20 protein-coding genes are annotated in these 23652 nt (G+C 74.1%); 10 read left to right on the plus strand and 10 right to left on the minus strand.

Annotated elements, in window-relative coordinates; genetic code table 11:
• Positions 1-179: 179 nt before the first annotated feature.
• Both ACFWEK_RS04300 and guaB read left to right on the plus strand, forming a co-directional pair.
• The gene (locus ACFWEK_RS04300) at positions 180-809 is read left to right on the plus strand and encodes a hypothetical protein (protein ID WP_430553211.1); all 630 of its coding nucleotides are present in this window, start codon (positions 180-182) and stop codon (positions 807-809) included.
• Positions 810-895: 86 nt separating this feature from the next.
• Positions 896-2413, plus strand: coding sequence for an IMP dehydrogenase (gene guaB / locus ACFWEK_RS04305; RefSeq protein ID WP_430547479.1), 1518 nt, complete (start codon positions 896-898; stop codon positions 2411-2413).
• A 71-nt stretch (positions 2414-2484) separates the two neighbouring features.
• On the opposite strand, the gene ACFWEK_RS04310 is transcribed toward guaB, so the two are convergent.
• Complete coding sequence (locus ACFWEK_RS04310) at positions 2485-4122, minus strand: flavin monoamine oxidase family protein (RefSeq protein WP_430553212.1); 1638 nt, start codon at positions 4120-4122, stop codon at positions 2485-2487.
• 241 nt (positions 4123-4363) lie between these two features.
• Between ACFWEK_RS04310 and ACFWEK_RS04315 the strand changes: the two genes are divergently transcribed.
• Complete coding sequence (locus ACFWEK_RS04315; protein ID WP_430547481.1) at positions 4364-5002, plus strand: Rid family hydrolase; 639 nt, start codon at positions 4364-4366, stop codon at positions 5000-5002.
• 91 nt (positions 5003-5093) lie between these two features.
• Here ACFWEK_RS04315 and ACFWEK_RS04320 read toward each other — a convergent pair whose 3' ends face one another.
• Entirely contained in the window at positions 5094-5876 is a 783-nt protein-coding gene (locus ACFWEK_RS04320; protein WP_430553213.1) for an exonuclease domain-containing protein, read from the minus strand.
• 53 nt (positions 5877-5929) lie between these two features.
• Here ACFWEK_RS04320 and ACFWEK_RS04325 point away from each other — a divergent pair, with 53 nt between their 5' ends.
• The 3 genes from ACFWEK_RS04325 to ACFWEK_RS04335 all read left to right on the plus strand — a co-directional run bounded on the left by ACFWEK_RS04325 (position 5930) and on the right by ACFWEK_RS04335 (position 9208).
• Positions 5930-7054, plus strand: coding sequence for a GuaB3 family IMP dehydrogenase-related protein (locus ACFWEK_RS04325; RefSeq protein ID WP_430547483.1), 1125 nt, complete (start codon positions 5930-5932; stop codon positions 7052-7054).
• Positions 7055-7065: 11 nt separating this feature from the next.
• A complete protein-coding gene (locus tag ACFWEK_RS04330; protein ID WP_430553214.1) occupies positions 7066-7515 on the plus strand; it encodes a GNAT family acetyltransferase in 450 nt (149 codons plus the stop codon).
• A gap of 70 nt (positions 7516-7585) precedes the next feature.
• Entirely contained in the window at positions 7586-9208 is a 1623-nt protein-coding gene (locus ACFWEK_RS04335; protein WP_430553215.1) for a succinic semialdehyde dehydrogenase, read from the plus strand.
• Between the two features lie 7 nt (positions 9209-9215).
• Here ACFWEK_RS04335 and ACFWEK_RS04340 read toward each other — a convergent pair whose 3' ends face one another.
• Genes ACFWEK_RS04340 through ACFWEK_RS04360 form a run of 5 tightly spaced genes read right to left on the minus strand, consistent with a single transcriptional unit; the run spans position 9216 to position 13741 of the window.
• Complete coding sequence (locus tag ACFWEK_RS04340) at positions 9216-9968, minus strand: enoyl-CoA hydratase (protein WP_430553216.1); 753 nt, start codon at positions 9966-9968, stop codon at positions 9216-9218.
• 57 nt (positions 9969-10025) lie between these two features.
• Complete coding sequence (locus tag ACFWEK_RS04345) at positions 10026-10673, minus strand: vancomycin high temperature exclusion protein (RefSeq protein ID WP_430547487.1); 648 nt, start codon at positions 10671-10673, stop codon at positions 10026-10028.
• 16 nt (positions 10674-10689) lie between these two features.
• Positions 10690-11640, minus strand: coding sequence for a DUF4031 domain-containing protein (locus tag ACFWEK_RS04350; protein ID WP_430553217.1), 951 nt, complete (start codon positions 11638-11640; stop codon positions 10690-10692).
• Positions 11637-12959, minus strand: coding sequence for a carboxylesterase family protein (locus ACFWEK_RS04355; RefSeq protein WP_430553218.1), 1323 nt, complete (start codon positions 12957-12959; stop codon positions 11637-11639). Before ACFWEK_RS04355 ends, ACFWEK_RS04350 begins: the two co-directional genes overlap by 4 nt.
• Positions 12960-12970: 11 nt before the next feature.
• Positions 12971-13741: a FadR/GntR family transcriptional regulator gene (locus ACFWEK_RS04360; protein ID WP_430553219.1), complete on the minus strand. Its 771-nt coding sequence runs from the start codon at positions 13739-13741 to the stop codon at positions 12971-12973.
• 237 nt (positions 13742-13978) lie between these two features.
• Here ACFWEK_RS04360 and ACFWEK_RS04365 point away from each other — a divergent pair, with 237 nt between their 5' ends.
• Entirely contained in the window at positions 13979-14464 is a 486-nt protein-coding gene (locus ACFWEK_RS04365; RefSeq protein WP_430553226.1) for a gluconokinase, read from the plus strand.
• 67 nt (positions 14465-14531) lie between these two features.
• Entirely contained in the window at positions 14532-15938 is a 1407-nt protein-coding gene (locus tag ACFWEK_RS04370) for a GntP family permease (RefSeq protein ID WP_430553220.1), read from the plus strand.
• 19 nt (positions 15939-15957) lie between these two features.
• Here ACFWEK_RS04370 and ACFWEK_RS04375 read toward each other — a convergent pair whose 3' ends face one another.
• The 3 genes from ACFWEK_RS04375 to ACFWEK_RS04385 are packed head-to-tail and all read right to left on the minus strand — an operon-like array spanning position 15958 to position 21894.
• On the minus strand, positions 15958-17232 hold the full coding sequence (locus ACFWEK_RS04375) for an acetate/propionate family kinase (protein WP_430553221.1): 1275 nt from the start codon (positions 17230-17232) through the stop codon (positions 15958-15960).
• Positions 17229-19358: a phosphate acetyltransferase gene (pta, locus tag ACFWEK_RS04380; RefSeq protein ID WP_430553222.1), complete on the minus strand. Its 2130-nt coding sequence runs from the start codon at positions 19356-19358 to the stop codon at positions 17229-17231. The genes ACFWEK_RS04375 and pta overlap by 4 nt, the downstream gene beginning before the upstream one ends.
• Positions 19359-19389: 31 nt before the next feature.
• Entirely contained in the window at positions 19390-21894 is a 2505-nt protein-coding gene (locus tag ACFWEK_RS04385) for a phosphoketolase (RefSeq protein WP_430553223.1), read from the minus strand.
• 170 nt (positions 21895-22064) lie between these two features.
• Between ACFWEK_RS04385 and ACFWEK_RS04390 the strand changes: the two genes are divergently transcribed.
• Together ACFWEK_RS04390 and ACFWEK_RS04395 are read left to right on the plus strand one after the other, a co-directional pair.
• Entirely contained in the window at positions 22065-22964 is a 900-nt protein-coding gene (locus ACFWEK_RS04390) for an SURF1 family protein (RefSeq protein WP_430553224.1), read from the plus strand.
• Positions 22965-23003: 39 nt separating this feature from the next.
• Positions 23004-23612: a GyrI-like domain-containing protein gene (locus tag ACFWEK_RS04395; protein ID WP_430553225.1), complete on the plus strand. Its 609-nt coding sequence runs from the start codon at positions 23004-23006 to the stop codon at positions 23610-23612.
• The last annotated feature ends 40 nt before the right edge of the window (positions 23613-23652 follow it).

Consider the following 23652-nt stretch of genomic DNA (forward strand, 5'->3'; position numbering starts at 1 on the left):
GCGCCGAGCCGGACGCCGGCGACGACGCGGAGCCCGACCCGGCGCGACCCGCGCCCGCCGCCGACGGCGAGGCGCCGCGCGGTCGAGGCCACCTCCGTGCCCTGCCCGGGGGCGGGGAAGGGGCCGCGTCAGCTCCCGGTCACGTGCCCGGTGGGAGCGCTTCCGGCCGGGTGTCGGCCGTGGTGGACGCCGCCCTCGCGTACGACCAGGCCGGGTGCGACGACCTGCTCGCCATCCCGGCGCAGGGCGACCCCGCAGCCTGGTGGACCGAGATCGCCGAGCCGGCCTGGCAGCGTGTCGCCCAGCGGACGGTGCTCGCCGGCCCGGGCGCCGTCCCCGAGGTCGTGCTCGCGACCGCGGCCCTGCGTGCGCTGCGGGACTTCACCGAGGCGTTCGAGCGGGCCATGGTGGCCGGCGGGGCCCCGCCGGCCAACCACCCGAGCCGGATGCGCAAGATCGTGCTCATCTTCGCCGCCCCCGACGAGGTGGTGCCGCTGTCCGCACACGCCCTCGCCGCCGCCCTCACGGCGAAGGGGGCGACGGCGCGCATCGTGACCGGGCCCGCGAGCACGCACCGCTCGCTCGAGCTGGTGACCATGGTGCGGCCGGCGGCGCTCGTCCTGGCGACGGCGCAGCGACGGCCCGACCTGGACCTCATCCACGCGGTGCACGAGGGCTTCGCCGAGCTGCCGGTCATCGTCAGCCTGCGGCGGGACGACGCCGCGAGCGAGCTGCCGCTGGCGGCCACCGTGCAGCGGGTGCGGTCGTTCACCGCGATGCTGCACGAGGCGCTCGCCGTGGTGACGTGATCCCGTGACGTGAGGTCCGCCACGACCGGGCGCCGGAGGGTGGGCGGGCCGGAATAAGGCGGCCGCCCAGAACGTAGACTCCTGTCATGACGGACTCGACCTCGCCCGCGCACGACCCGTTCGGATTCCTCGGCCTCACCTACGACGACGTCCTGCTGCTGCCGGGGTACTCCGACCTCGCCCCGTCGGACATCGACACCACCTCGCGCCTCACCCGCGAGATCTCCCTGCGCGTGCCGCTCGTCTCGGCCGCGATGGACACCGTCACCGAGTCGCGCATGGCGATCGCGATGGCCCGCCAGGGCGGCATCGGCGTGCTGCACCGCAACCTGTCGATCGAGGACCAGGCGTACCAGGTGGACCTGGTCAAGCGAACGCAGACCGGCATCATCTCCAACCCGGTGACGATCGGGCCGGACGCGACGCTCGAGGAGCTCGACAAGCGGGCGGGGGAGTACCGCATCTCCGGCTTCCCCGTCGTCGACGCGGGCGGCCACCTCACCGGCATCGTCACCAACCGCGACCTGCGCTTCACCCCGGTCGCCGAGTGGGCCACGACCAAGGTCTCCGAGGTCATGACGCCCGCCCCGCTCATCACCGGGCAGGCCGGCATCTCGCGCGAGGACGCCACGCTGCTGCTGCGCAAGCACAAGCTGGAGCGCCTGCCGCTGGTCGACGACGAGGGCCGCCTCGCGGGCCTCATCACCGTCAAGGACTTCGTGAAGTCCGAGCAGTTCCCGAACGCGTCGAAGGACGGCCAGGGCCGCCTGCTCGTCGGCGCGGCGATCGGCTACTTCGGCGACGCCTGGGAGCGCGCGACGACGCTGGTCGACGCCGGCGTGGACGTGCTCGTCGCGGACACCGCGCACGGCAACGTCCGGATGCTCATCGACATGGTCCGCAAGCTCAAGACGGACCCGGCGACCCGCCACGTGCAGGTGATCGGCGGCAACGTCGCGACGAAGGAGGGCGCGCAGTCCTTCGTCGACGCGGGCGCGGACGGCATCAAGGTCGGCGTCGGGCCGGGCTCGATCTGCACCACCCGCATCGTCACCGGCGTCGGGGTCCCGCAGATCACGGCCGTGTACGAGGCGTCGCTGGCGGCACGCGCGGCCGGGATCCCCGTCATCGCCGACGGCGGCATGCGCCACTCGGGCGAGATCGGCAAGGCGATCGTGGCCGGCGCGGAGGCGGTCATGCTCGGCTCGATGCTGGCCGGCACCGAGGAGGCGCCGGGCGAGACGATCCTCGTCAACGGCAAGCAGTACAAGGCGTACCGCGGCATGGGGTCGATGGGCGCGATGTCGTCGCGCGGCAAGAAGTCCTACTCGAAGGACCGCTACTTCCAGGCCGAGGTCACCAGCGACGACATGATCGTGCCGGAGGGCATCGAGGGCCAGGTGCCGTACAAGGGCACGCTGAACACCGTCGCGCACCAGCTCGTCGGCGGGCTGCACCAGTCGATGTTCTACGTCGGCGCCAGCACCATCCCCGAGCTGCAGGCCAAGGGCCGGTTCGTGCGCATCACGTCCGCGTCGCTCAAGGAGAGCCACCCGCACGACGTGCAGATGACGGTCGAGGCGCCGAACTACGCCGGGTTCTGAGCCGACCCGCACGACGGCCACGACGAGGCCCGGCACCCCCGCGGGGGTACCGGGCCTCCGTCGCCCCGCCGTCAGCTCGCCATGACCCGGGCGTGCAGGGCCTGGACGGCGTACCGGGCGGACCAGAACGCGCCGTGCTGCCAGGCGGAGACCTCGGACATCCAGTCGCCAGCGAAGTAGACGCGCCCCGCGCCCCGCTGCAGTTGCTTGAATCCCGACGACTCCGTGTCCGGGTAGGCCCACGCGCCCTCGATGTACGGCACCTTGTGCCAGGCGATGGAGAACGACGACTCCAGCTCGCTGCGGTACTTCTCGCCGTGGATCTTCACGCCCTGCTCGACGGCGCGCCGCTCGCGCTGCCGGGGCGTGAGGTCCGCGTAGGTGCGGGCGTTGGCCCCGGTGTTGTAGTAGCCGACGACGAGCCCCTTGCGCTCCCCGTACCCGTACGACGGGTACCAGACGTGCGCCAGGTCCATGTCCGTCTCGGTGATGCCGCCGAAGATGCGGTGGTCGTCCTCCCACCACCGCGAGCGGTACTGCAGGCCGATCTTGCCCGCGGGCGAGCCGGTGGCGAACTCGCCCAGCGCGGCGTCGATCCCCGTTCCCCAGTTCGTGTCCCAGCGGCGCATGACGCCCGCCGGCGCGGCGACGATCGCGAAGTCCGCCTCGATCTGCCGGGGGCGGCCGTGGCCGGGCGTGTAGGTGACCCGCACGCCGTCGCTCGTGTTCTCCACGCCGGTGACGGGGGAGCCGAAGTGCACGTTCTGCTTGCCGATGGCCCGCACGAAGTACTGGTAGGTCGTGTCCATGCCGCCCTTCGGCTGGAACATGAGCATCGACTGCTCCCAGTTGATCTCGAACGGGAAGTACTGCCCCACCTTCGAGGCGAGCACCTCCGAGACCGTGCCGGGTCCGGGCAGCGGCGTGCCGTGCTCGTTCCACGCGGAGGGATAGGTCGTGAACCCGCGGTTGTCGCCGCCCGCGTACGTGCCGTCGGCCTTCAGCGAGCCCCAGCTGCGCAGGAAGGAGCGCAGGTTCTCCTTGTCCTCGGCGGTGAGCCGCTGGTCCAGGGCGCCCTGGTCGGTGGCGTAGCTCAGCAGCTCCGAGGTGTAGCCGAAGACGTCGGCCTTGGCGGTGCGGTAGCGCACGGGGTGGCCCGGGGTGGCCCCGGTCTTCTCGTTGTAGAGGTAGGCGTCGGCGTTCGCGTTGGTGAACACCTCGTACGGCACGCCGAGCTCGCGCAGGTAGTCCATGGTGACCATCCACTGCGCGATGCGGCCGGCGCCGGCGTTCATGTAGACGCCGTCGTCGAAGCGCGCCGTCTGGGTGACGCCGTCGACGTCCGTCTCGGAGTCGCCGCCGCGGATCGTCAGGGTGCGGCCACCCGGCCGGTGGCGCGCCTCGAGCACCGTGACGCGGTAGCCGGCCTTCTGCAGCTCGTACGCCGAGGCGAGTCCCGCCGGGCCGGCGCCCACGACCACCACCTTCTTCGCCGAGCGGCCGGTGAGCGAGAAGTCGCTGCCCCGGGGCGGGGCCCAGGCGGCCGCGGTGGGCTGGGCCGCGGCCGTCGGGGCGAGCCCCATCGCCCCCATCGTGGCGAACATGACGCCGGCGCTGGAGCCGACGCCGACGGCCTGGAGGAAGCCGCGGCGGGAGACGCCGGACCGGGGCCCGTCGGTGACCCCGTCGGTGATCGTGTCAGTGACCATGTGGCACTACCTCTCGTGTCGAAAGGTCTGACGGACGGTCGCGGCGGCCCTGGATGCCGGGCGCCGCCGTCAGCACCGCGGCCGACGGTAGGAGAGCCGCGTCACGGCCCGGGGTCGGCGGGGTTACGGCGTCGTCGCCCGGGGTAACGGCTGCGTTTCGACGCCGTCGCCGCAGGTCAGCGACTCGCGTTCGACCCTCGCCGGTCATCTGGCGGAAACGGTGCGCCCCTACGTTCCCCGCATGAAGAACACCACCAAGGTCGTCCTCGCCGTCGCCGTCACGACCGCCGTCGCCGTGCCCGCCACCGCCGTCGCGGGAGGCCGGCTCTTCGAGCCGCGGCCGACCGAGGCGCACTCCTTCGTCACCGGCGACACCCCGTCCATCGCCGACGGCGTGGCCCTCGGCAAGAACGTGGCCTGGTACAAGTCGTCGGGGCTCGGGCCGTCCGCCCTGAACCGCGCCCCGGGCGTCTCCGCCGAGGAGCGCTACGTCCCGACCGACGTCTTCCCCGGCGGCGAGCTGCCTGAGGGCGTGACGCTCACCGAGGCGCAGGGGATCAACGCGCTGATGCGGATCGGGGAGAACCTCGAGCGCGCGGGCCTGTCCTACGACGACGTCGTCTCCATGCGCGTCTTCCTGCAGAACCCCGACGGCGAGGAGGCCATGGACTTCGCCGGCTGGAACCGCGCGTACCGGCAGTTCTTCGCCAACACGAACCTCGCCACCGGGGAGACGCTCGACGTCCAGCTCGGGTCGGCCTCCGGCGAGCCCATGGTCGTCAACGCGGCCCGGCCCTCCCGGTTCGCGCTGGAGATCGAGAACCTGCCGGTGGACGGCTGGCTGGTCGAGGTGGAGGTCGACGCCGTCTACGACCGGTAGTGATAGCGAGCCGGCCGCGACAGCGGGTGACGGCGGTCCGCGGACGTGGGCTGGCGGCCATGGAGCGCCGCTGCGCCGCCGCCCGGCACGGTCAGGATTCGGCGACGGCACCCCGATGAGCCCGGCCGGTGGATGCCGGCCACGCGGGCGACGTGGGCGGGCGGCCACCCGGGGTCGCGGCGCGCTCCGCGTTGACGCGCTCCGCCCAGGCGCGGTGGGCGCCGGCCTGGGCGGCGTGCAGCGCGTCGAGCGCGGCGCCCCGCAGGCGCGGGTGGGCCACGAGCTGGGCGTCGAGGACGTCGAGCGTGGCGAGGACGTCGACGTCCGCCCGGTGGAGCTCGCCGTCGCCCTCGATCCCGTACAGCGCGCACAGGTCGCCGAGGCGCCGCTTGCCCTCGCGGGCCCGGTCCAGCCAGCGGTCGAGGACGAGGGGGTCCAGCACCGGGGCGACGGGCCGGCCGAGCCGCTCGGGCACGGTCGGCAGGCCGTGGCGGGCGAGCTCGACGTCGAGCAGGGAGAGGTCGAACGAGGCGTTGTAGGCGACCAGGGGGACGCCGTCGCGCACGTGGTGGACGAGGATCGCGGCGATCTCCTCGAGCGCCCCGACGGCGTCCTGGCCGTGGGCGCGCGCCTCCGCGGTGGTGATGCCGTGGATGGCGGCGGCCTCCTCCGGGATCTCGACGCCCGGGTCGAGCAGCCAGGTGCGCACCGACCGGGAGCCGTCCGGCCCCCGCAGCACGAGCGCGGCGGTCACGATGCGGTCGGCCTCGACGTCGAGTCCGGTGGTCTCCGTGTCGAAGCCGAGCAGGGGCCCGCGCGACCAGCCCGGGTCGGGGGCGGCCGGCGGTGCGTCGAGCTCCGCGTACGTCGTCATGCCCCCGGACTGTGCCACCGGCCACCGACAGCACGCGCCGGTAGGCTGTCCGGGTGAGCAACGAGATCGAGATCGGGCGCGGAAAGCGCGGCCGCCGCGCATACTCCTTCGACGACATCGCGATCGTGCCCTCGCGGCGCACGCGCGACCCGAAGGACGTGTCCGTGGAGTGGCAGATCGACGCCTACCACTTCGACCTGCCGATCATGTCGGCGCCGATGGACTCCGTGATGAGCCCGGCCACCGCGGTGGCGCTGGGGAACCACGGGGGCCTCGGCGTCCTCGACCTCGAGGGCCTGTGGACGCGGTACGAGTCGCCCGAGCCGCTGCTGGCCGAGATCCGCGACCTGCCCGCCGGCCGAGCGACGCAGCGCATGCAGGAGATCTACGCCGAGCCGATCAAGGCCGAGCTCATCACGCAGCGTCTCAAGGAGGTCCGCGCCGCGGGCGTCACCGTCGCGGGCGCGCTGTCCCCGCAGCGCACGCAGGAGCACTACCAGACCGTGGTCGACGCGGGCGTGGACCTGTTCGTCATCCGCGGCACCACGGTCTCGGCCGAGCACGTCTCCGGCAACGCCGAGCCGCTCAACCTCAAGCGGTTCATCTACGAGCTCGACGTCCCGGTCGTCGTCGGCGGCGCGTCCACCTACACCGCCGCGCTGCACCTCATGCGCACCGGCGCGGCGGGCGTGCTCGTCGGCTTCGGCGGCGGCGCCGCGCACACCACGCGCGTGGGCCTCGGCATCCATGCGCCGATGGCCACGGCCGTCTCCGACGTGGCCGCGGCCCGCCGCGACTACCTCGACGAGTCCGGCGGCCGGTACGTGCACGTGATCGCCGACGGCGGCGTGGGCCGCTCCGGCGACATCGTCAAGGCCGTCGCCTGCGGCGCCGACGCCGTCATGCTGGGCGCCGCGCTCGCCCGCGCCGAGGAGGCGCCGGGCAAGGGCTGGCACTGGGGGCCCGAGGCCCACCACCCGGCGCTGCCTCGCGGCGAGCGCGTCGAGGTCGGGACGGCCGGCACGCTCGAGCAGGTGCTGTTCGGGCCGAGCGGCTCTGCCGACGGCACCCTCAACCTCGTCGGCGCGCTGCGCCGGGCCATGGCCACGACCGGGTACTCCGACCTCAAAGAGTTCCAGCGGGTCGAGGTCGTCGTCTCGCCCTACCAGCCCCGGTGACCACCGGCGCAGTGACCCGCGCGACCCGCGACGCGCTCGACGTCGCCTTCCGGGAGGTCACGGACGACGACGTGGAGCAGGTCGTCGCGCTGTGGGAGGCCTGCGGGCTGACCCGACCGTGGAACGACCCGCGCCGCGACGTGGCCGACGCACGGCGCACCGCGACGTCGACGGTCCTGGTCGGGGTGGCCGGCGACCGCGTCGTGTCCTCCGCGCTCGCCGGGTACGACGGGCACCGCGGCTGGCTCTACTACGTGGCCGTCGACCCGCAGCAGCAGGGGAGCGGCCTCGGCCGCGCCACCGTGGCCGCCGCGGAGGACTGGCTGCGTGCCGCCGGCGCGCGCAAGGTGCAGCTCATGGTCCGCGCGACGAACGCGCAGGTGGTGGGCTTCTACGACCGCCTCGGGTACGCCGACCAGGAGACCGTCGTGCTCGGGAAGTGGTTCGACGGGTCGCGCTGAGAGCGAACGACCCGGACGAACCGGGGCGACGGTTGCCGCGGTGTCGGGCGACCCGCGTAGGGTGTCGCCCATGTCCACCGCGCACGAGGGCGAAGGCGCTCTCGGGGAACTACTCGACCCCGAGCTGCCCGCCGCCACCTATGTCCTGGAGCCCGACGTCGTGGAGCCGCTGACGCGGCGCATCGTCACGTCCCACACGGTCGGGACGCACCGTTCGGTCCTCCCCTTCACGGGCGCCCCGCTGGCGGCGTTCCCGCTGTCGTCGCCCGACGACGTCGCGTCGGCCGCGGGCCGCGCCCGCGCCGCGCAGCCCGGGTGGGCGCGCACGCCGCTGCGGGAGCGCACGGCCGTGCTGGACCGACTGGGCGCCCTGGTGCTGGAGCGGCAGTCCGAGATCCTCGACCTGATCCAGATGGAGTCGGGCAAGGCCCGGCGCAGCGCGTTCGAGGAGGTCGCCGACGTCGCGACGGCGTGCCGGCACTACGCCGTGCGCGGCCCCGGGTACCTGGGCGAGCGCCGCGTGCCGGGCATGCTGCCCGTGCTCACGGGCGTGCGCGTGCACCGCCGTCCGGTCGGCGTGGTCGGCGCGATCGCGCCGTGGAACTACCCGCTGTCCCTGGTCCTGTCGGAGGCGATCCCGGCCCTGCTCGCGGGGAACGCGGTGGTGCTCAAGCCGGACCCGCAGACCACCCTGTCGTCCCTGTGGGTGGCGGAGCTCCTGCAGGAGGCGGGGCTGCCCGACGACCTGTTCCTCGTCGTCGCCGGCGGCGGGGACGTCGGCGCGGCGCTCGTGGACCACGTGGACCACATCGCGTTCACCGGCTCGACGGCGACGGGCCGCAAGGTCGCGGCGCGGGCGGGCGAGCGGCTCATCGGCACGACGCTCGAGCTGGGTGGCAAGAACCCGCTGTACGTCGCGGCCGACGCCGACCTCGACTCGGCGGTGCCCGGCGTCGTGCGGGCCTGCTTCGCGAACGCCGGCCAGCTGTGCATGTCGATCGAGCGCCTGGTGCTGCACGAGCGGATCGCGGACGCGTTCCTCGAGCGGTTCGCCGTCGCGGTGCGCGACCTCACGCTGGGCACCGGGCTCGACTACACCGCGGACGTGGGCTCGCTGGTCTCCGCCGCGCAGCTCGAGCGCGTCACCCGCCACGTCGACGACGCGCTCGCCAAGGGCGCCCGCGCGCTCGTCGGCGGGGTGCACCGCTCCGACGTCGGCCCGTACTTCTACGCCCCGACGGTGCTGGACGACGTCCCCGAGGACGCCCTGTGCGCCCGTGAGGAGACGTTCGGCCCGGTCGTCGCCGTGACCCGCGTGGCGTCGGACGACGAGGCGGTGCGCGTCATGAACGACACCGAGTTCGGCCTCAACGCGAGCATCTGGTCCACCGACGTCGCCCGCGCCCGGCGCCTCGCGGCGCGCGTGCAGTCCGGCACCGTCGTGATCAACGACGGGTACGCCTCGGCCTGGGGTTCCGCGGCCGCGCCGATGGGCGGCTTCAAGGCCTCCGGTCAGGGCCGCCGGCACGGGCGCGAGGGCATCGAGGCCGTCACCGAGGTGCAGACCGTCGCCGTCCAGCGCGGCGCCCGGTTCGGCCTGTCCCTCGACACGCTGTACACGCTCGGTGGGGAGACGCCGAGCCGCGTGCTGTCCGTCGCGCTCGGCGCGATGCGGCGCCTGCGCCTGCCGTAGGCCCGCCTCAGCGCCCGGGGCGGGCCAGGAAGGAGCCCAGGGCGGCCTGCGCGGCGGGCTCGCCCAGCAGCCGGGTGAAGACCGCCCCCTCGTCCTCGATCCGGTCGAGGAGGGCGGCCTGGGTGCCGGAGCGCAGGAGGCGCTTGGTCTCGACGAGCGCGGTGACCGGCTTCGCGGCCAGCCGGGCGGCCTGCGCGCGGGCGTGGCCGAGCACCTCGGCGTCCGGCAGCACCTGGTTGACCAGGCCGACGTCGGCCGCCGCGGCGGCGCCGAACGGCTCCCCGAGCAGGAGGGCCGCCGCGGCGCGCTGGTGCCCGACGACCTGCGGCAGCAGCAGGCTGGACCCCGCCTCGGGGATCAGGCCCAGGTCGACGAACGGGAAGTGGAGCGTCGCGCCCTCGCCGGCGTACACGAGGTCGCAGTGCAGCAGCATGGTCGCGCCCACGCCGACGGCCGGGCCGCACACCCCCGCGACGACCGGCTTGGGGAACCGCGCGATCGTGCGCAGGAAGCGGAACGCCGGGTCGTCGGTGCCGGCCTGCGGGCGGTCCAGGAAGTCGCGGATGTCGTTGCCCGCGCAGAACACGGTCTCGTCGCCCTGCAGCACCACCGCCCGGACGCCCGCGTCGGCCTCCGCGGCGTCGAGGGCGTCGGCCAGCGCCGCGTACATCGCGGTGGTGAGGGCGTTCTTCTTCGCGGGCCGGTTCAGGGTCACGGTGGCGACGCCCTCGGCGGCGCTGGTGAGGACGTCGTCGGTCATGCCGAGACGATAGCGGCCGTCGGAGCGGGTCGTCGTCGCCGACGTCTGCGGACCGAGTCAGAGCTCGCGGACCGCCGCGCGCCACGACGCCGGGATCTCGCGCACGTGCCACCACACCCAGTGCCGGCGCGTCGCGCTCGCGGCCGAGACGCCCACGCCCTGCGCGTCCAGGCCCGCGCGGGAGCAGCTGAACAGGGCGCGGCGCAGGTGGTAGTCCTGCGTGACGACGACGGCGGTGCGGGCCCCCGTGAGCTCGGCGGTGTTGCGGCAGGACGCGGTCGTGTCGAGGCCGTCGCGGTCCAGCGTCAGCGCCGCGTCCGGCACGCCGCGCCCGAGGATCCACTCGCGCATGGAGGCGGGCTCGTCGTAGGGGGTGCCGTCCCGGCGCGGCTGCCCGTCGCCGCTGAGCACCACCCGGTCCGCCACGCCGGCGTGGTACAGCTCGGCCGCCGCGTCGAGGCGTCGGCGCAGGTAGGGCGACGGGGTGCCGTCGGGCCGGATGCCAGCCCCCAGCACGAGGATCGCGTCGACCGGCTCGACGGACGCGACGGACGGCCGCACGCGCGCCTGCCCGGTCAGCTGCACCCACGCGACCGGCACCACGACGGCGAGGGCGAGCGCGCCCGCGGTCGCGGCGGAGAAGCGCAGCGCACGACGGCGCCGGGTGCGGACGGGGGTCGGTGCGGCGGCCGGCGTCGGGGTCACGCCCCGCAACCTAGCGTCAGGGGACCAGGGCGGCGCGCTCGGCGCGCAGGTTGCGCCCCGCGGCGTCTGCCCACCGGGCCGCTGCCGCCGGCGAGCGGTACAGCCGCGGCAGCCCGGTGAGCTGGTCCAGGACGGCGGCCCGGCCGGCCCGGAACGCGTCGTCGGGCACGTGCCCGTACTCGGCGCGGACCTGGGCCGCGTAGCGCGCGTACCGGCCGGGCTCGGCGCCGAGGACGGCGAGGTCCGCGTCGCTGACCAGCGCGCCCGAGCCGTCCGCCGCGCCGGGGTCGTGGGCCGTCGTCACGAGCACGAGCCGGGCGACCTCGTCCACGTCGTGGTGCGTCAGCGGCTCGCCCGTCCCCGCCCGGCGCACGTGGCCGGCCAGCGGCCCGAGCAGCGTGCCCACGAGCGCTGCCGAGTGCTCCTCGTCGCGGCCGGCCTCGCCGTCGTGCACCGCGTCGTGGAACCACAGCGCCGTCGCCGCGTGCCAGCGCGAGCCCGGCGCGCCGTCGGCGACGAGGAGGTCCAGGGCGTCGAGGGAGTCGGCCAGGTGCAGCCGCGAGTGGTAGACCCGGTGCGGCTCGCGCCACCGGCCCACGAGGTCGCGACCGGCGTCGTCCGCCGCGGCGAGCGCGGACCGCGCGCCGTCGTCCGGCTCCCACAACGTCGCCCACCGGGCGAGCAGCGCGTCGTGGGAGGCGCGCCGCCGCTCGCGGCCCGGCACCCGCAGGACGGAGCCGGCGAGCCGCCGCGACAGCTCGCCGCCGGTCACCGGCACGGCCCCGGCGGCCACGAGGGCGTCGTGCCGGTCGGCGGGGACGTCGTAGTGGTCGAGGTCGAAGGCCCGGTCTCCCACGCCCTGGGCGCGGGCGAACGACCGTAGCTCGTGCAGCGACGTGTCCGAGACCAGGTGCGACCAGAGGGTGCCGTGCGCGGGCCAGGCGGGCGGGTCGAGCAGGAGCGTCATCGGCGCACCCGCCGCACCCTGAGGGCACCCGGCACCTCGAGCCGGTCGCCGAGGTCCTCGCCCCGCGCGAACGCGCCCCACACGGCGCGCACGCGCCGGGCGGAGCGCTGCAGGTCGTCCCACGACGTACCGTCCGTGAGCGCCGCCGTCGCCCACGCCTTCTCGTCGCCGAACAGCAGCGGCAGGTCGACCGTGTGCGCGGCGCCCCACGGGCTGCCCGGCGGGGACCACGTCACGACGTACCGGTGGGCGGTGCCGCCGGCGGCCGCGTGCCGGGCGGCGAACCGCCGGGCGGGGCGCCCGTAGACGGCCGCGGTGACGGCCGCGACCAGCGCGCGTCGTACCCAGGGCCCGACGACGGGCAGCGCGGCGAGCCGCCGGATCGCGGGGATCCGGGGGACGAACAGCCGCGCCTCCTCAGCGGTGCTCCCGACGAGCAGCGCGACCTGCGGCGCGGCGGCGTCCCAGGCGGCGTCGATCTCGTCCTCGGGCGGCAGCGGGTCGTGGCCGTACTGGGTGCCGAACGGCATCGCGGCCCGCAGGCCGGCGCCCGTCGCCGCCCGGGCGACCCGCGCCTCCGCGGCCACGACGTCCATGACGGGCGTCCGGGCGGAGATCCCGGCGGCGGCGCGCGCCATGGCGGCGTTCATCCGGTCCCGGCCCCGGGAGATGCCGAGCGGCGCGCTCTGCACGATCGCGCGCGAGACCAGGGCCGCCGCGGCGGGCACGGCCAGCAGGTGCGCGACGGCGTCGCCCCCCGCGGACTGGCCGAACAGCGTGATCCGCGCCGGGTCGCCGCCGAACGCGGCGACGTTGCGGCGCACCCAGCGCAGCGCCTCGAGCTGGTCGAGCAGCCCGAGGTTCGCGGGCCGCTCGGGGCCGTCGCCGAGGTAGCCCAGGAGGCCGAGCCGATAGGTGACGGTCACGACGACCACCCGCTGCTCCGCGACCAGCGGCCGTGGGTCCATGATCGGCAGGTCGCCCGCGCCGGAGGTGTACGAGCCGCCGTGGATCCACACCATGACGGGGAGGCGGTCGTCGGGGCGGACGTCGGCGGGCATCGTCACGGACAGGCGCTGGCAGTGCTCGTCGCCGGGGACGCCGGCGCCCGGCGAGCCCAGCACCTCGTCGAGGAACGGGACCGGCGCCTGCGGGCAGGCGGGGGACCACCTCGTCGCCTCGAACGCCTCGCTGCGGTCGGGGACCGGCGCGGGCCGGGCGAACCGGTCCGCGTGGGCGTACGGGATGCCGGTGGCGCGGACGACGTCGTCGTCCGCCCAGCCGTCGACCGGTCCGCAGGGAGGCGTGAAGCGCAGCATCGCGGTCGAGACTAACCCCGGCGGGAGGCGCCGTCCTCGTCGTCGGGCATGCGGTCGGGCATGCGGTCGGGCATGCGGTCGGGCGTGCGGTCGGGCAGGTCGTCGAGGGCGCGCCGCACCTCGCCGACGATCCGGGCCATCGCGGCCTCGGCGGCGTCGGGGTCGTGCTCGGCCACCGCCCGGGCGACCGCCTCGTGCTGGTCGAGGGCCTCGGGCGCGGGGGAGGGCGGCATGAGACCGAGGTGGGTCCGCCCGGCGAGCACCTCGGCGACGACGTCGGCCAGCGGGCCGAACATCTCGTTGCCGCTGGAGCGCAGCAGCAGCTCGTGCATCCGGACGTCGAGGGCGAGGAACTCGGTGAGGTCGCCCGCCTCGCCGAGGGTGCGCATGCGGCGGGCGAGGTCCACGAGCTCGCCGCGCACCTGCGGGGTGGCGTGACGAGCGGCCCCGGCGGCGGCGAGGGGCTCGACCGCGTGGCGCAGCTCGGTGAGGCTGCGCAGCTGAGCGTCTCGGCCGGGGCCCTGCAGCCGCCAGCGGATGACGCGCGGGTCGAGCACGTTCCAGTCCTCCATGCCGAGCACCACGAGGCCGACCCGGCGCCGCGAGCGCACCATCCCGAGGCCCTCGAGCATCCGCATCACCTCGCGCGCCACGGTCCGCGAGACGCCGTGCTCGGCGCCGATCCCGTCGAGCGTGAGGGGGGTGCCCGCGGGGACGTCTCCGCTGGTGATCGCGAGGCCGAGCGCGTCGAGCACTCCGGCGTGCAGGGACGGTGACGACATGGGCGGAGCCTATCGACGTCGGGTCGGGCGGGCGATTGGTGTGACCAGTGTTGTCAAAGGTAGTACCAATAAGGCATCCTCGGACGACGCGGCGACGCAGCAGTCGCCGCGGGGCCCGCCCCGGCGGGTCGCCGACCGAACAGGGAAGTCGAGATGGACACTGTCGTCGTGAACGCCACCGGTGACGCTCGCGCCGTGAGCGCGCCGCCGTCGCCGGTCGCCGGGCACCTCGTCGTCATGGGCGTCGCCGGCTCGGGCAAGACCACGATCGCCGGGATGCTCGCCGAGCGCCTCGGCGTCGACGTCGCCGAGGCCGACGAGTTCCACCCCCAGGCCAATATCGACAAGATGTCGGCCGGGACGCCCCTCACCGACGCCGACCGCGCCCCCTGGCTCGCCGCGATCCGCGACTGGCTGACCGGGGAGACCGACGGCGGCAGGTCCGCCGTCGTGACCTGCTCCGCGCTCAAGCGCTCCTACCGCGACGTCCTGCGCGGCGCGCACGGCCGGGTGCGGTTCGTCCACCTCGACGGCACCCCCGAGCTCCTCGCCGACCGGATGGCGCACCGCAGCGGGCACTTCATGCCGCCCACGCTCCTGCCGTCCCAGCTCGCCACGCTCGAGCCGCTCGACGACGACGAGGACGGCATCAGGATCGACGTCGCCGCCGCCCCGGCCGAGATCGTCGCCTCCGTGCTCGCCTGGCTCGCCGACCGGGCCTGACCCGCCCGACCCACCCCGTACGACGCTCGACGAGGACTTCGCCATGCCCTTTTCCCTGCCCTCTGTCATGCCCTTCGCCATGACCGCCGCCGCGCCCACCGACGACTGGACCCAGACGCTCACGGCCGGGCCGCTGCTCGCCATCGCCGCCGGAGCCGTCGCGCTCCTGCTCCTGCTCATCATCAAGGTGCGCCTGCACGCGTTCCTCGCGCTCGTGCTCGTCAGCCTGCTCACCGCGGTGGCCGCAGGGCTGCCCGCCGGCGGCGTCCTGGACGTGCTGCTCGACGGCTTCGGCTCCACCCTCGCGTCCGTGGCGCTGCTCGTCGGGCTCGGCGCGATGCTGGGCCGGCTGATCGAGACCAGCGGCGGCGCGAAGGTGATGACCGACGTGCTCATCGCGCGGTTCGGCGAGAAGCGCGCCCCGCTGGCCCTCGGGGTCGCGTCGCTGATCTTCGGCTTCCCGATCTTCTTCGACGCCGGCCTCGTCGTGATGCTGCCGATCGTGTTCGCGGTGGCCCACCGCCTCGGCGGGTCGCTGCTGCTGTACGGCCTGCCCGTGGCCGGCGCGTTCTCGGTCATGCACATCTACGTGCCGCCGCACCCCGGCCCCGTCGCCGCGTCGGAGTTCCTCGGGGCGAACGTCGGCATGGTCCTGCTCCTGGGGCTGGTCATCGCGATCCCCACCTGGTACGTGACCGCCTACCTCTTCGGCCGGTTCGCGGGCCGCCGGATCGAGCTCCCGGTGCCGGCGATCCTCGGCCGCGCCGACGCCGCGCAGATCGCGAACCCGCCGCGCTTCGGGACGGTCGTCGGCATCCTGCTGCTCCCGCTCGTGCTGATCTTCGCCAACACCGGGCTGGAGACCGCGGTCTCCGCGGGCTGGGTCGCCGCCGAGAACCCGGTCGTGACCTGGGCGGGCGTCGTCGGCTCCACTCCCGTCGCGCTGCTCGCCGCCGTCCTCGTGGCGGCCTGGGCGCTCGGCCGTCGCCGCGGCGTCGAGGGGACCGTGCTCGAGCAGACGCTCGACTCGGCGCTGGGGCCCGTCTGCTCCGTCATCCTCATCACGGGCGCCGGCGGCATGTTCGGCGGCGTGCTGCGCGCGTCGGGCATCGGCGACGCCCTCGCCGACGTCCTCGCCGACCTGGGTCTCCCCGTCATCGTCGCCGGCTTCGTCATCGCCGCGGTCCTGCGGGTGGCGCAGGGCTCGGCCACCGTGGCGCTCACGACGGCGGCCGGGCTCATCGCCCCGGCCGTGGCCGCCGGCGGGTTCAGCCAGCTCGCGACGGCCGCGATCGTCGTCGCCGTGGCGGCCGGGTCCGTGGTGCTCAGCCACGTCAACGACTCGGGGTTCTGGCTCGTGGGCCGGTTCTTCGACATGGACGTGAAGACCACGCTGCGCACCTGGACCGTCATGGAGACGGCCATCGGAGCGATGGGCTTCGGGATCGCCTGCGTGGCGTTCGCGCTGGCCTGAGCGCCGGCGCCCGTGCCGCTCAGCCCGCCGTGACCGACGACGAGGGGCGCAGGTGCTCCACCGCCTCGACGCACTGCCGGGCGATGGCGAGCTCCTCCATCGTGGGGATCACCATCACCAGCGTGGACGTCCAGTCGGGGGAGATGATGCGCTCGTCGCGCCGCGACGCGGCGTTGCGCTCCGGGTCGACGGCGATGCCCATGCCCTCGAGGCCGGCGCAGACGGCGGCGCGCACGGCGGCGTCGTTCTCGCCGACGCCCGCGGTGAACGCGATGACGTCCACCCGGCCCAGCAGCGCGGCGTAGGCGCCCACGTACTTCTTCAGGCGGTGGACGTAGACGTCGAACGCGAGCGCGGCCGCCTCGTCGCCGTCGTCGATGAGGCGCCGCAGCTCGCGGAAGTCGTTCACGCCCGACAGGCCGAGCATCCCCGAGCGCTTGTTGAGCAGCGTGTCGAGCTCGTCGATGCCCATCTCGGCGTTGCGGGCCAGGTGGAAGACGACGGCCGGGTCGATGTCGCCCGACCGGGTGCCCATCACGAGGCCCTCCAGCGGCGTCAGGCCCATCGAGGTGTCGATCGGGACGCCGCCCGCCACCGCCGACGCGGACGCGCCGTTGCCCAGGTGCAGCACGATCGTGTGCAGGTCCTGCACCCGGCGGCCCAGCACCCGCGCCACCTTGCCCGCCACGTACTGGTGGCTGGTGCCGTGGAAGCCGTACCGGCGCACGTCGTACTCCTTCGCCACCTCCCGGTCGATGGCGTAGGTGTACGCCTCGGCGGGCAGCGCGGAGAAGAACGCCGTGTCGAAGACGGCGACGTGCGGGACGTCGGACAGCAGCTCGCGCGCCACCCGGATGCCCTGCACGTTGGCCGGGTTGTGCAGGGGCGCGAGCGGCACGAGGGCGTCGATGCGCGCCACGACGTCGTCGTCCACCACGACCGGCCCCGAGAACTCCGCGCCCCCGTGCACCACCCGGTGACCGACGGCGTAGATGCCGGCGTCCGCCAGGCGCGGGCCGATCTCGTCGAACAGGCCGAGCGCGATCCGCAGCGCCTCGCCGTGGTCCGGCACCTCGAGCTCGCGGCGGGTCTTGTTGCCGGCGAACGTGTGCGTGACGATGCCGGACGACTCGCCGATCCGTTCGATCGTGCCCGCCGCGATCGCCTCCCCGCCGACCGGGTTGACCAGCTGGTACTTGAGCGACGACGAGCCCGAGTTCAGCACCAGCACGGACCCGTGCGCCCCGTACGCGCTGTACGGGGTGGGGCGCTCGGCCTCGGGGACGATGCTCATGCGGTGGCCTCCTGTGCCTGTGCCCCGAACGACTGGGCCTGGATCGCCGTGATGGCGACGGTGTTGACGATGTCCGCGACCAGCGCGCCGCGCGACAGGTCGTTGACCGGCTTGTTCAGCCCCTGCAGCACGGGGCCGACGGCGACGGCCCCGGCCGAGCGCTGCACGGCCTTGTACGTGTTGTTGCCGGTGTTGAGGTCGGGGAAGACGAACACCGTCGCCTGCCCTGCGACCGACGACTCCGGCAGCTTCGACTTCGCGACCGACGCGTCCACGGCGGCGTCGTACTGGATCGGCCCCTCCACGGACAGGTCGGGCCGGCGCTCGCGGACCAACCCAGTCGCGGTGCGCACCTTGTCGACGTCCGCGCCCGAGCCGGACGAGCCCGTCGAGTACGACAGCATCGCGACCTTCGGGTCGACGCCGAACTGCGCCGCCGTCGCCGACGACGAGATGGCGATGTCCGCGAGCTGCTCCGCCGTCGGGTCGGGGATCACCGCGCAGTCGCCGTACACCAGCACCCGGTCCTGCAGGCACATGAGGAACACCGACGACACCACGGAGACGCCCGGCTGCGTCTTGACGATCTCGAACGACGGCCGGATGGTGTGCGCCGTCGTGTGCGCGGCGCCCGAGACCATGCCGTCCGCGAGCCCGAGGTGCACCATCATCGTGCCGAAGTACGACACGTCGGTGACGATCTCCTTGGCCCGCTCCACCGTCATGCCCTTGTGCGCCCGGAGCCTCGCGTACTCCGCGCTGAACGTCTCGACGTGCTCGGGGTCGGTGGGGGAGAGCACCGTGGCGGCGGCGATGTCGAGGCCCAGCTCGGCGGCGCGCGCCCGGATCGACGTCTCGTCGCCCAGGATCACCAGGTCCGCGATGCCGCGGGCCAGCACGGTCGACGCGGCGCGCAGGATGCGGTCGTCGTCGCCCTCGGGCAGCACGACGCGGCGCCGGTCGCCGCGCGCCCGCTCGATGAGCTCGTACTCGAACATCAGCGGCGTGACGACGCGGGTGCGCGGCAGGTCCAGTCGGGCCAGCAGCGCGGCGCCGTCCACGTGCTGCTCGAACAGGGCGCGCGCGACGTCGATCTTCCGCGTCGAGGCGACGGTGACGTAGCCGTGCGTCTCGGCCGCGCGCCGGGCGGCCTGGAACGTGTCGAGCGCGGTGGCCACCACGGGCACGCGCGGGCCGAGCGCCGACAGCAGCTGCGCGATCACCCCGCGCGGCACGTAGCCGCCGGTGAGCACGATGCCCGACAGCGACGGGAACGTGGCCGCGGACTGCGCCGAGAGCAGCCCGAGCAGCACGTCGGAGCGGTCGCCCGGCAGGATGACGACGGCGCCGTCGGACAGGTGGTCGAGCACGTGCTCGAACGACATCGCCCCGACGATGACCTCGAGCGCCTCGCGGCCCAGCAGGTCGGCGTCGCCGAGCATGAGGGTGCCCTCCACGGCCTCGGCCAGGCGGCCGACCGTCGGCGCGTGCAGGAACGGCTCCTCGGGGATCGTCCACACGGGCAGGTCGCCGTCGCCCACCAGCGCCGCGGCGCCCGCGGCGAGCACCCGCGGGGGGCACCGGTTCACGACGACCCCCACCGGCTGCGCGTGGTTGGCGCGCAGCTCGGACAGGCTGAGCCGCACCAGCGCGCGCACGTCCTCCGGCGAGCGCTCGCGGCCGGACGCCACCAGCAGCACCGGGGCGCCCAGGTTGGCCGCCACGCGCGCGTTGAACGCCAGCTCGGTGGCGCCCGCGACGTCGGTGTAGTCCGTGCCGACCACGACGACGGCGTCGCACCGCTCCGCGACCGCGTGGTAGCGGTCGAGGATGCGGGCGAGCGCGGCCTCCGGGTCCGCGTGCACGTCGTCGTAGGTGACGCCGACGGCGTCCTCGTACGTCAGGTCGACGCCGTCGTGCGCGAGCAGCATCTCCAGCACGTGGTCGCGCGGGGCGTCGCCCCCTGCGTCCGACGCCGGCGGCGACGGTACGCGGGAGACGGCCCGGAACACCCCGACGCGCGAGACCTGCCGGACCAGCAGGTCCAGCACGCCCAGCGCGACCGTCGACTTGCCGGTCTCGCCCTCGGGGGAGGCGATGTAGAGACTGCGGGTCGAGCCCGTCACGCGATGTCTCCTGTCGATCGTGCGTCCCCTGTCACTCGTTGTCGCCGCCCGTCGCCGCCGCGGCGTCGTACTGGGGCCCGCCGTTCTCGGTGCCCGTCTCGCCGACGTCCGGCCACACCCAGTCGCGCACCTCGGGGATGTCCTCGCCGTGCTCGCGGGTGTACTGCCGGGCCGCGAGGCGGGCGTCGACCATCTCCTGCCGCAGGCCCGCGTACCGCGAGCGCAGCGCCGGCACCCGGTCGATGACGTCGACCACCAGGTGGTACCGGTCGATGTCGTTGAGCATCGCCATGTCGAAGGGCGTCGTCGTGGTGCCCTCCTCCTTGTACCCGCGCACGTGGATGTTGGCGTGGTTGGTGCGCCGGTAGGTGAGGCGGTGGATGAGCCACGGGTAGCCGTGGTAGTTGAAGATCACCGGCTTGTCGGCCGTGAACAGGGTGTCGAAGTCCTTGTCGGACAGGCCGTGCGGGTGCTCCTTCTCGTCCTGCAGCCGCATGAGGTCGACGACGTTCACGACGCGGACCTTGAGGTCCGGGATGCGGTGGCGCAGGATGTCGGCCGCCGCGAGCACCTCGAGCGTGGGCACGTCGCCCGCGGCGCCGAGCACGACGTCCGGGTCCTCGCCCTCGATCTCGGTGCCGGCCCACTCCCAGATGCCCAGGCCGCGCGTGCAGTGCGCGACCGCCTGCTCCATCGTGAGGAACTGCGGCGCCGGCTGCTTGCCCGCCACGACGACGTTCACGTACTGGCGCGACCGCAGGCAGTGGTCGTAGGTAGACAGCAGGGTGTTGGCGTCCGGCGGCAGGTACACGCGGACGATCTCGGCCTTCTTGTTCACGACGTGGTCGATGAAGCCCGGGTCCTGGTGGCTGAAGCCGTTGTGGTCCTGGCGCCACACGTGGCTGGAGAGCAGGTAGTTGAGGCTCGCGATCGGCCTCCGCCACGGGATGTGGTTGGTGACCTTGAGCCACTTGGCGTGCTGGTTGAACATCGAGTCGACGATGTGGATGAAGGCCTCGTAGCTGGTGAACAGGCCGTGCCGCCCGGTGAGCAGGTAGCCCTCCAGCCAGCCCTGGCACTGGTGCTCGCTCAGCTGCTCCATCACCCGGCCGGCGCGGACGAGGTGCTCGTCGACCTCCGGCGAGAAGTACTCGGCGTTCCACTGCTTGCCGGTGACGTCGAACGTGGCCTGCAGGCGGTTGGACGCCGTCTCGTCCGGGCCGAAGATCCGGAAGTTGTCCGGGTTGCGGCGGATCACCTCGGTGAGGAACTGGCCCAGCACGCGCGGCGCCTCCACCGCGCCGGCACCCGGCGCGGGGACGTCGACGGCGAAGTCGCGGAAGTCGGGCAGGCGCAGGTCGCGCAGCAGCACGCCGCCGTTCGCGTGCGGGTTGGCGCTCATGCGCAGCTCGCCGGGCGGGGCCAGCTCGCGGATGTCGTCGAGGACGCGGCCGTCGTCGTCGAAGAGCTCCTCGGCCCGGTACGACCTGAGCCACGTCTCCAGCACCTGGAGGTGCTCGGGCGTGTCCCGCGCGCTCGCGAGCGGCACCTGGTGCGCGCGCCACGAGCCCACCGTCTTCTTGCCGTCGATGTACTCCGGGCCCGTCCAGCCCTTCGGCGTGCGGAACACGATCATGGGCCAGGCCGGGCGCGCCATGTCCACCCCCTCGACGGCGGCCTGCGCCTTGATCGCGGCGATCTCGTCGAGCACCTCGTCCAGCACCGCGGCGAAGCGGCGGTGGATCGACTCGTGCGACTCGTCGGAGCCGTCGGCCACCTCGAACCAGTGCGGCTTGTGCCCGTACCCGACCATGAGCGACTCGAGCTCGTCGCGGCCGATGCGGTCGAGGATCGTGGGGTTCGCGATCTTGTACCCGTTGAGGTGCAGGATCGGCAGCACGACGCCGTCCTGCGCGGGGTTGAGCAGCTTGTTCGAGTGCCAGCTCGTGGCCAGCGGGCCGGTCTCGGCCTCGCCGTCGCCCACGACCGCCGCCACCAGCAGGTCCGGGTTGTCGAACACCGCGCCGTACGCGTGCGAGAGGGCGTATCCCAGCTCGCCGCCCTCGTGGATGGAACCGGGCGTCTCGGGGGCGACGTGGCTCGGGATGCCGCCAGGGAACGAGAACTGGCGGAACAGGCGGCGCACGCCGTCGGTGTCCTCGGTGATGTCCGAGTAGAGCTCGGAGTACGTGCCGTCCAGATACGTGCTCGCGACGAGGCCGGGGCCGCCGTGGCCGGGGCCGGCGACGTAGACCGTGGACTGCTCGCGCTCCTTGATCACCCGGTTGAGGTGCGCGTACAAGAAGTTCAGGCCCGGCGTCGTGCCCCAGTGGCCCAGCAGGCGCGGTTTGACGTGGTCGCGGGTCAGCGGCTCGCGCAGCAGCGGGTTGCCGAGCAGGTAGATCTGACCGACCGACAGGTAGTTCGCCGCCCGCCACCACCGGTCGATCCGGTCGATCGTCTCGGCCGAGAGCTCGGTGCCGGCGCCGGTGCGCCACGGGGTGGGGCTGACGGTCGGGGTGGTCGTGGTGCTCATCACACGCTCCAGGGGCTCGGGGAAGGCCGGCGCCTTCATTCCACCGCACCCGGTGCCCGAATGCAGCACGACCGGCGAGGTCAGAGGGCGTGACGTCGATCTGGCGACGTGTCAGGTGCCCGCGGCGCACGGATTCCTGGGGTAGGGCTCGGGCCGATTACGGTGGTGCCGTGCCCAGCCCCCAGCCCGCCCGCAGGTCGTTCTGGGCGGTGGCCCTCCAGCCCCGCATGATCGGGATCCTGCTCCTCTTCCTGCTCGCCGCCGCCGTGTGCGGCCGGCTCGGCGTGTGGCAGCTCGACCGCGCCTACCAGCGCGCCGAGCTCGCCGCCCAGCAGGAGGCGGCGGAGCAGGCGTCGCACGGGCCCGAGGCGCTGGGCGACCTGCTCCCGCCGCAGACGTCGTTCCCCGGCGAGCTGGTCGGCACCGAGGCGTGGGTGACGGGGGAGTACGAGCCCGAGGGGCAGATGCTCGTCGCCGGGCGCGCGCTGGACGGCCGCACCGGGTACCTGGTGCTCACGCCGCTGCGCGTCACCGACGACGGCACCGGCGGTGCGTCGTGGGCGGACCTGTCCGGGCCGCCGGTCCTCCCGGTCGTGCGCGGGTGGGTGGACTCTCCTGCCCCGGACGCCGCGGCGCTCGACGTCCCCGACGGCGAGGTACGCGTCACCGGCTGGCTCCAGGCGTCGGAGTCCGTGCAGGAGGGCGTCGAGCCGCTCCCCGACAACCCGGACGGCCCGCCGCTCACCGACTCCATCTCCACCGGCGCGCTGGTGAACACGTGGGGCGGGCCGATCTACTCCGGGTACGTCGTGCTCACGACGTCCGACCCCGCGCAGGCGACCGCCGCCGAGGGCGGCCCCGCCCTGCTGCCGCGCCCCGTGCTCGAGGGCAGCGACGGCGTCAACCTGCAGAACCTGTTCTACGCCCTGCAGTGGTGGGTCTTCGGGCTCTTCGCGGTGGTGCTCTGGATCCGGCTCGTGCGCGACGAGGCGGCGGGGACGAAGCGCGGCCGCACCCACGACGACTCCGACGACCCCGTCGGCACCGGCATCGCGGGGCTGCCCGGCTGACCCCCTCCTGGTGTCGGCGGCGGCTGCTTGGCTGTCGGCATGGCGAGCATCGACCTCAAGCGCGAGCCGCGGTACCACTACGGCGCGACGACGACGCCCGCGATGGTGGCGCTGCCGCCCCGCCCGTTCCTCATGGTCGACGGCGAGGGCGACCCGAACACCGCAACGGCGTACCGTGAGGCGGTCGAGACGCTGTACCCGCTCGCGTACGCGCTACGGGCGGCGGTCAAGGAGGCCACGGGCGACGCCTACACGGTCATGCCGCTCGAGGGCCTGTGGTGGTCGGACGACATGAGCACGTTCAGCGTGGACGCCAAGGACGAGTGGCGCTGGACGCTGATGATCAGCCTGCCGGACGCCGTCGAGCACGTCGACGCCGCCGAGGTGCTGGCGCGCGCCGTCGCCGCGAAGCGGCCCCCGGCCGGCGACCGCGTCCGGCTGGAGCGTCACGACGAGGGCGAGGCCGCGCAGGTGCTGCACCGCGGGCCGTTCGCCACCGAGCCCGCGACGATCGAACGGCTGCACGCGTTCATCCAGGCCGAGGGGCGAGCGCTGCGCGGCCTGCACCACGAGATCTACCTGTCCGACCTGCGCCGCACCGCCCCGGAGAAGCTGCGCACCCTGATCCGCCAGCCCGTCGCGCCCTGACCGCGAGATCGAGGTTGCCGTCGTGAGATCGACCTTCGGT

The organism is Isoptericola sp. NPDC060257 (assembly GCF_042726645.1).
In the GTDB taxonomy this organism is placed as follows: Bacteria; Actinomycetota; Actinomycetes; order Actinomycetales; family Cellulomonadaceae; genus Isoptericola; species Isoptericola nanjingensis.

Coding starts and splice junctions, on each gene's coding strand:
- ACFWEK_RS04320 (WP_430553213.1), bottom strand. CDS start 5,876: ATGACGACGTACGCGGAGCTCGACGCACCGCCGGCCGCCCCCGACCCG.
- ACFWEK_RS04315 (WP_430547481.1), top strand. CDS start 4,364: ATGAAGAACACCACCAAGGTCGTCCTCGCCGTCGCCGTCACGACCGCC.
- ACFWEK_RS04360 (WP_430553219.1), bottom strand. CDS start 13,741: ATGTCGTCACCGTCCCTGCACGCCGGAGTGCTCGACGCGCTCGGCCTC.
- ACFWEK_RS04350 (WP_430553217.1), bottom strand. CDS start 11,640: ATGACGCTCCTGCTCGACCCGCCCGCCTGGCCCGCGCACGGCACCCTC.
- ACFWEK_RS04340 (WP_430553216.1), bottom strand. CDS start 9,968: ATGACCGACGACGTCCTCACCAGCGCCGCCGAGGGCGTCGCCACCGTG.
- ACFWEK_RS04385 (WP_430553223.1), bottom strand. CDS start 21,894: ATGAGCACCACGACCACCCCGACCGTCAGCCCCACCCCGTGGCGCACC.
- ACFWEK_RS04370 (WP_430553220.1), top strand. CDS start 14,532: ATGCCCTTCGCCATGACCGCCGCCGCGCCCACCGACGACTGGACCCAG.
- ACFWEK_RS04365 (WP_430553226.1), top strand. CDS start 13,979: ATGGGCGTCGCCGGCTCGGGCAAGACCACGATCGCCGGGATGCTCGCC.
- guaB (WP_430547479.1), top strand. CDS start 896: ATGACGGACTCGACCTCGCCCGCGCACGACCCGTTCGGATTCCTCGGC.
- ACFWEK_RS04355 (WP_430553218.1), bottom strand. CDS start 12,959: ATGCTGCGCTTCACGCCTCCCTGCGGACCGGTCGACGGCTGGGCGGAC.
- ACFWEK_RS04375 (WP_430553221.1), bottom strand. CDS start 17,232: ATGAGCATCGTCCCCGAGGCCGAGCGCCCCACCCCGTACAGCGCGTAC.
- ACFWEK_RS04335 (WP_430553215.1), top strand. CDS start 7,586: ATGTCCACCGCGCACGAGGGCGAAGGCGCTCTCGGGGAACTACTCGAC.
- ACFWEK_RS04310 (WP_430553212.1), bottom strand. CDS start 4,122: ATGGTCACTGACACGATCACCGACGGGGTCACCGACGGGCCCCGGTCC.
- ACFWEK_RS04395 (WP_430553225.1), top strand. CDS start 23,004: ATGGCGAGCATCGACCTCAAGCGCGAGCCGCGGTACCACTACGGCGCG.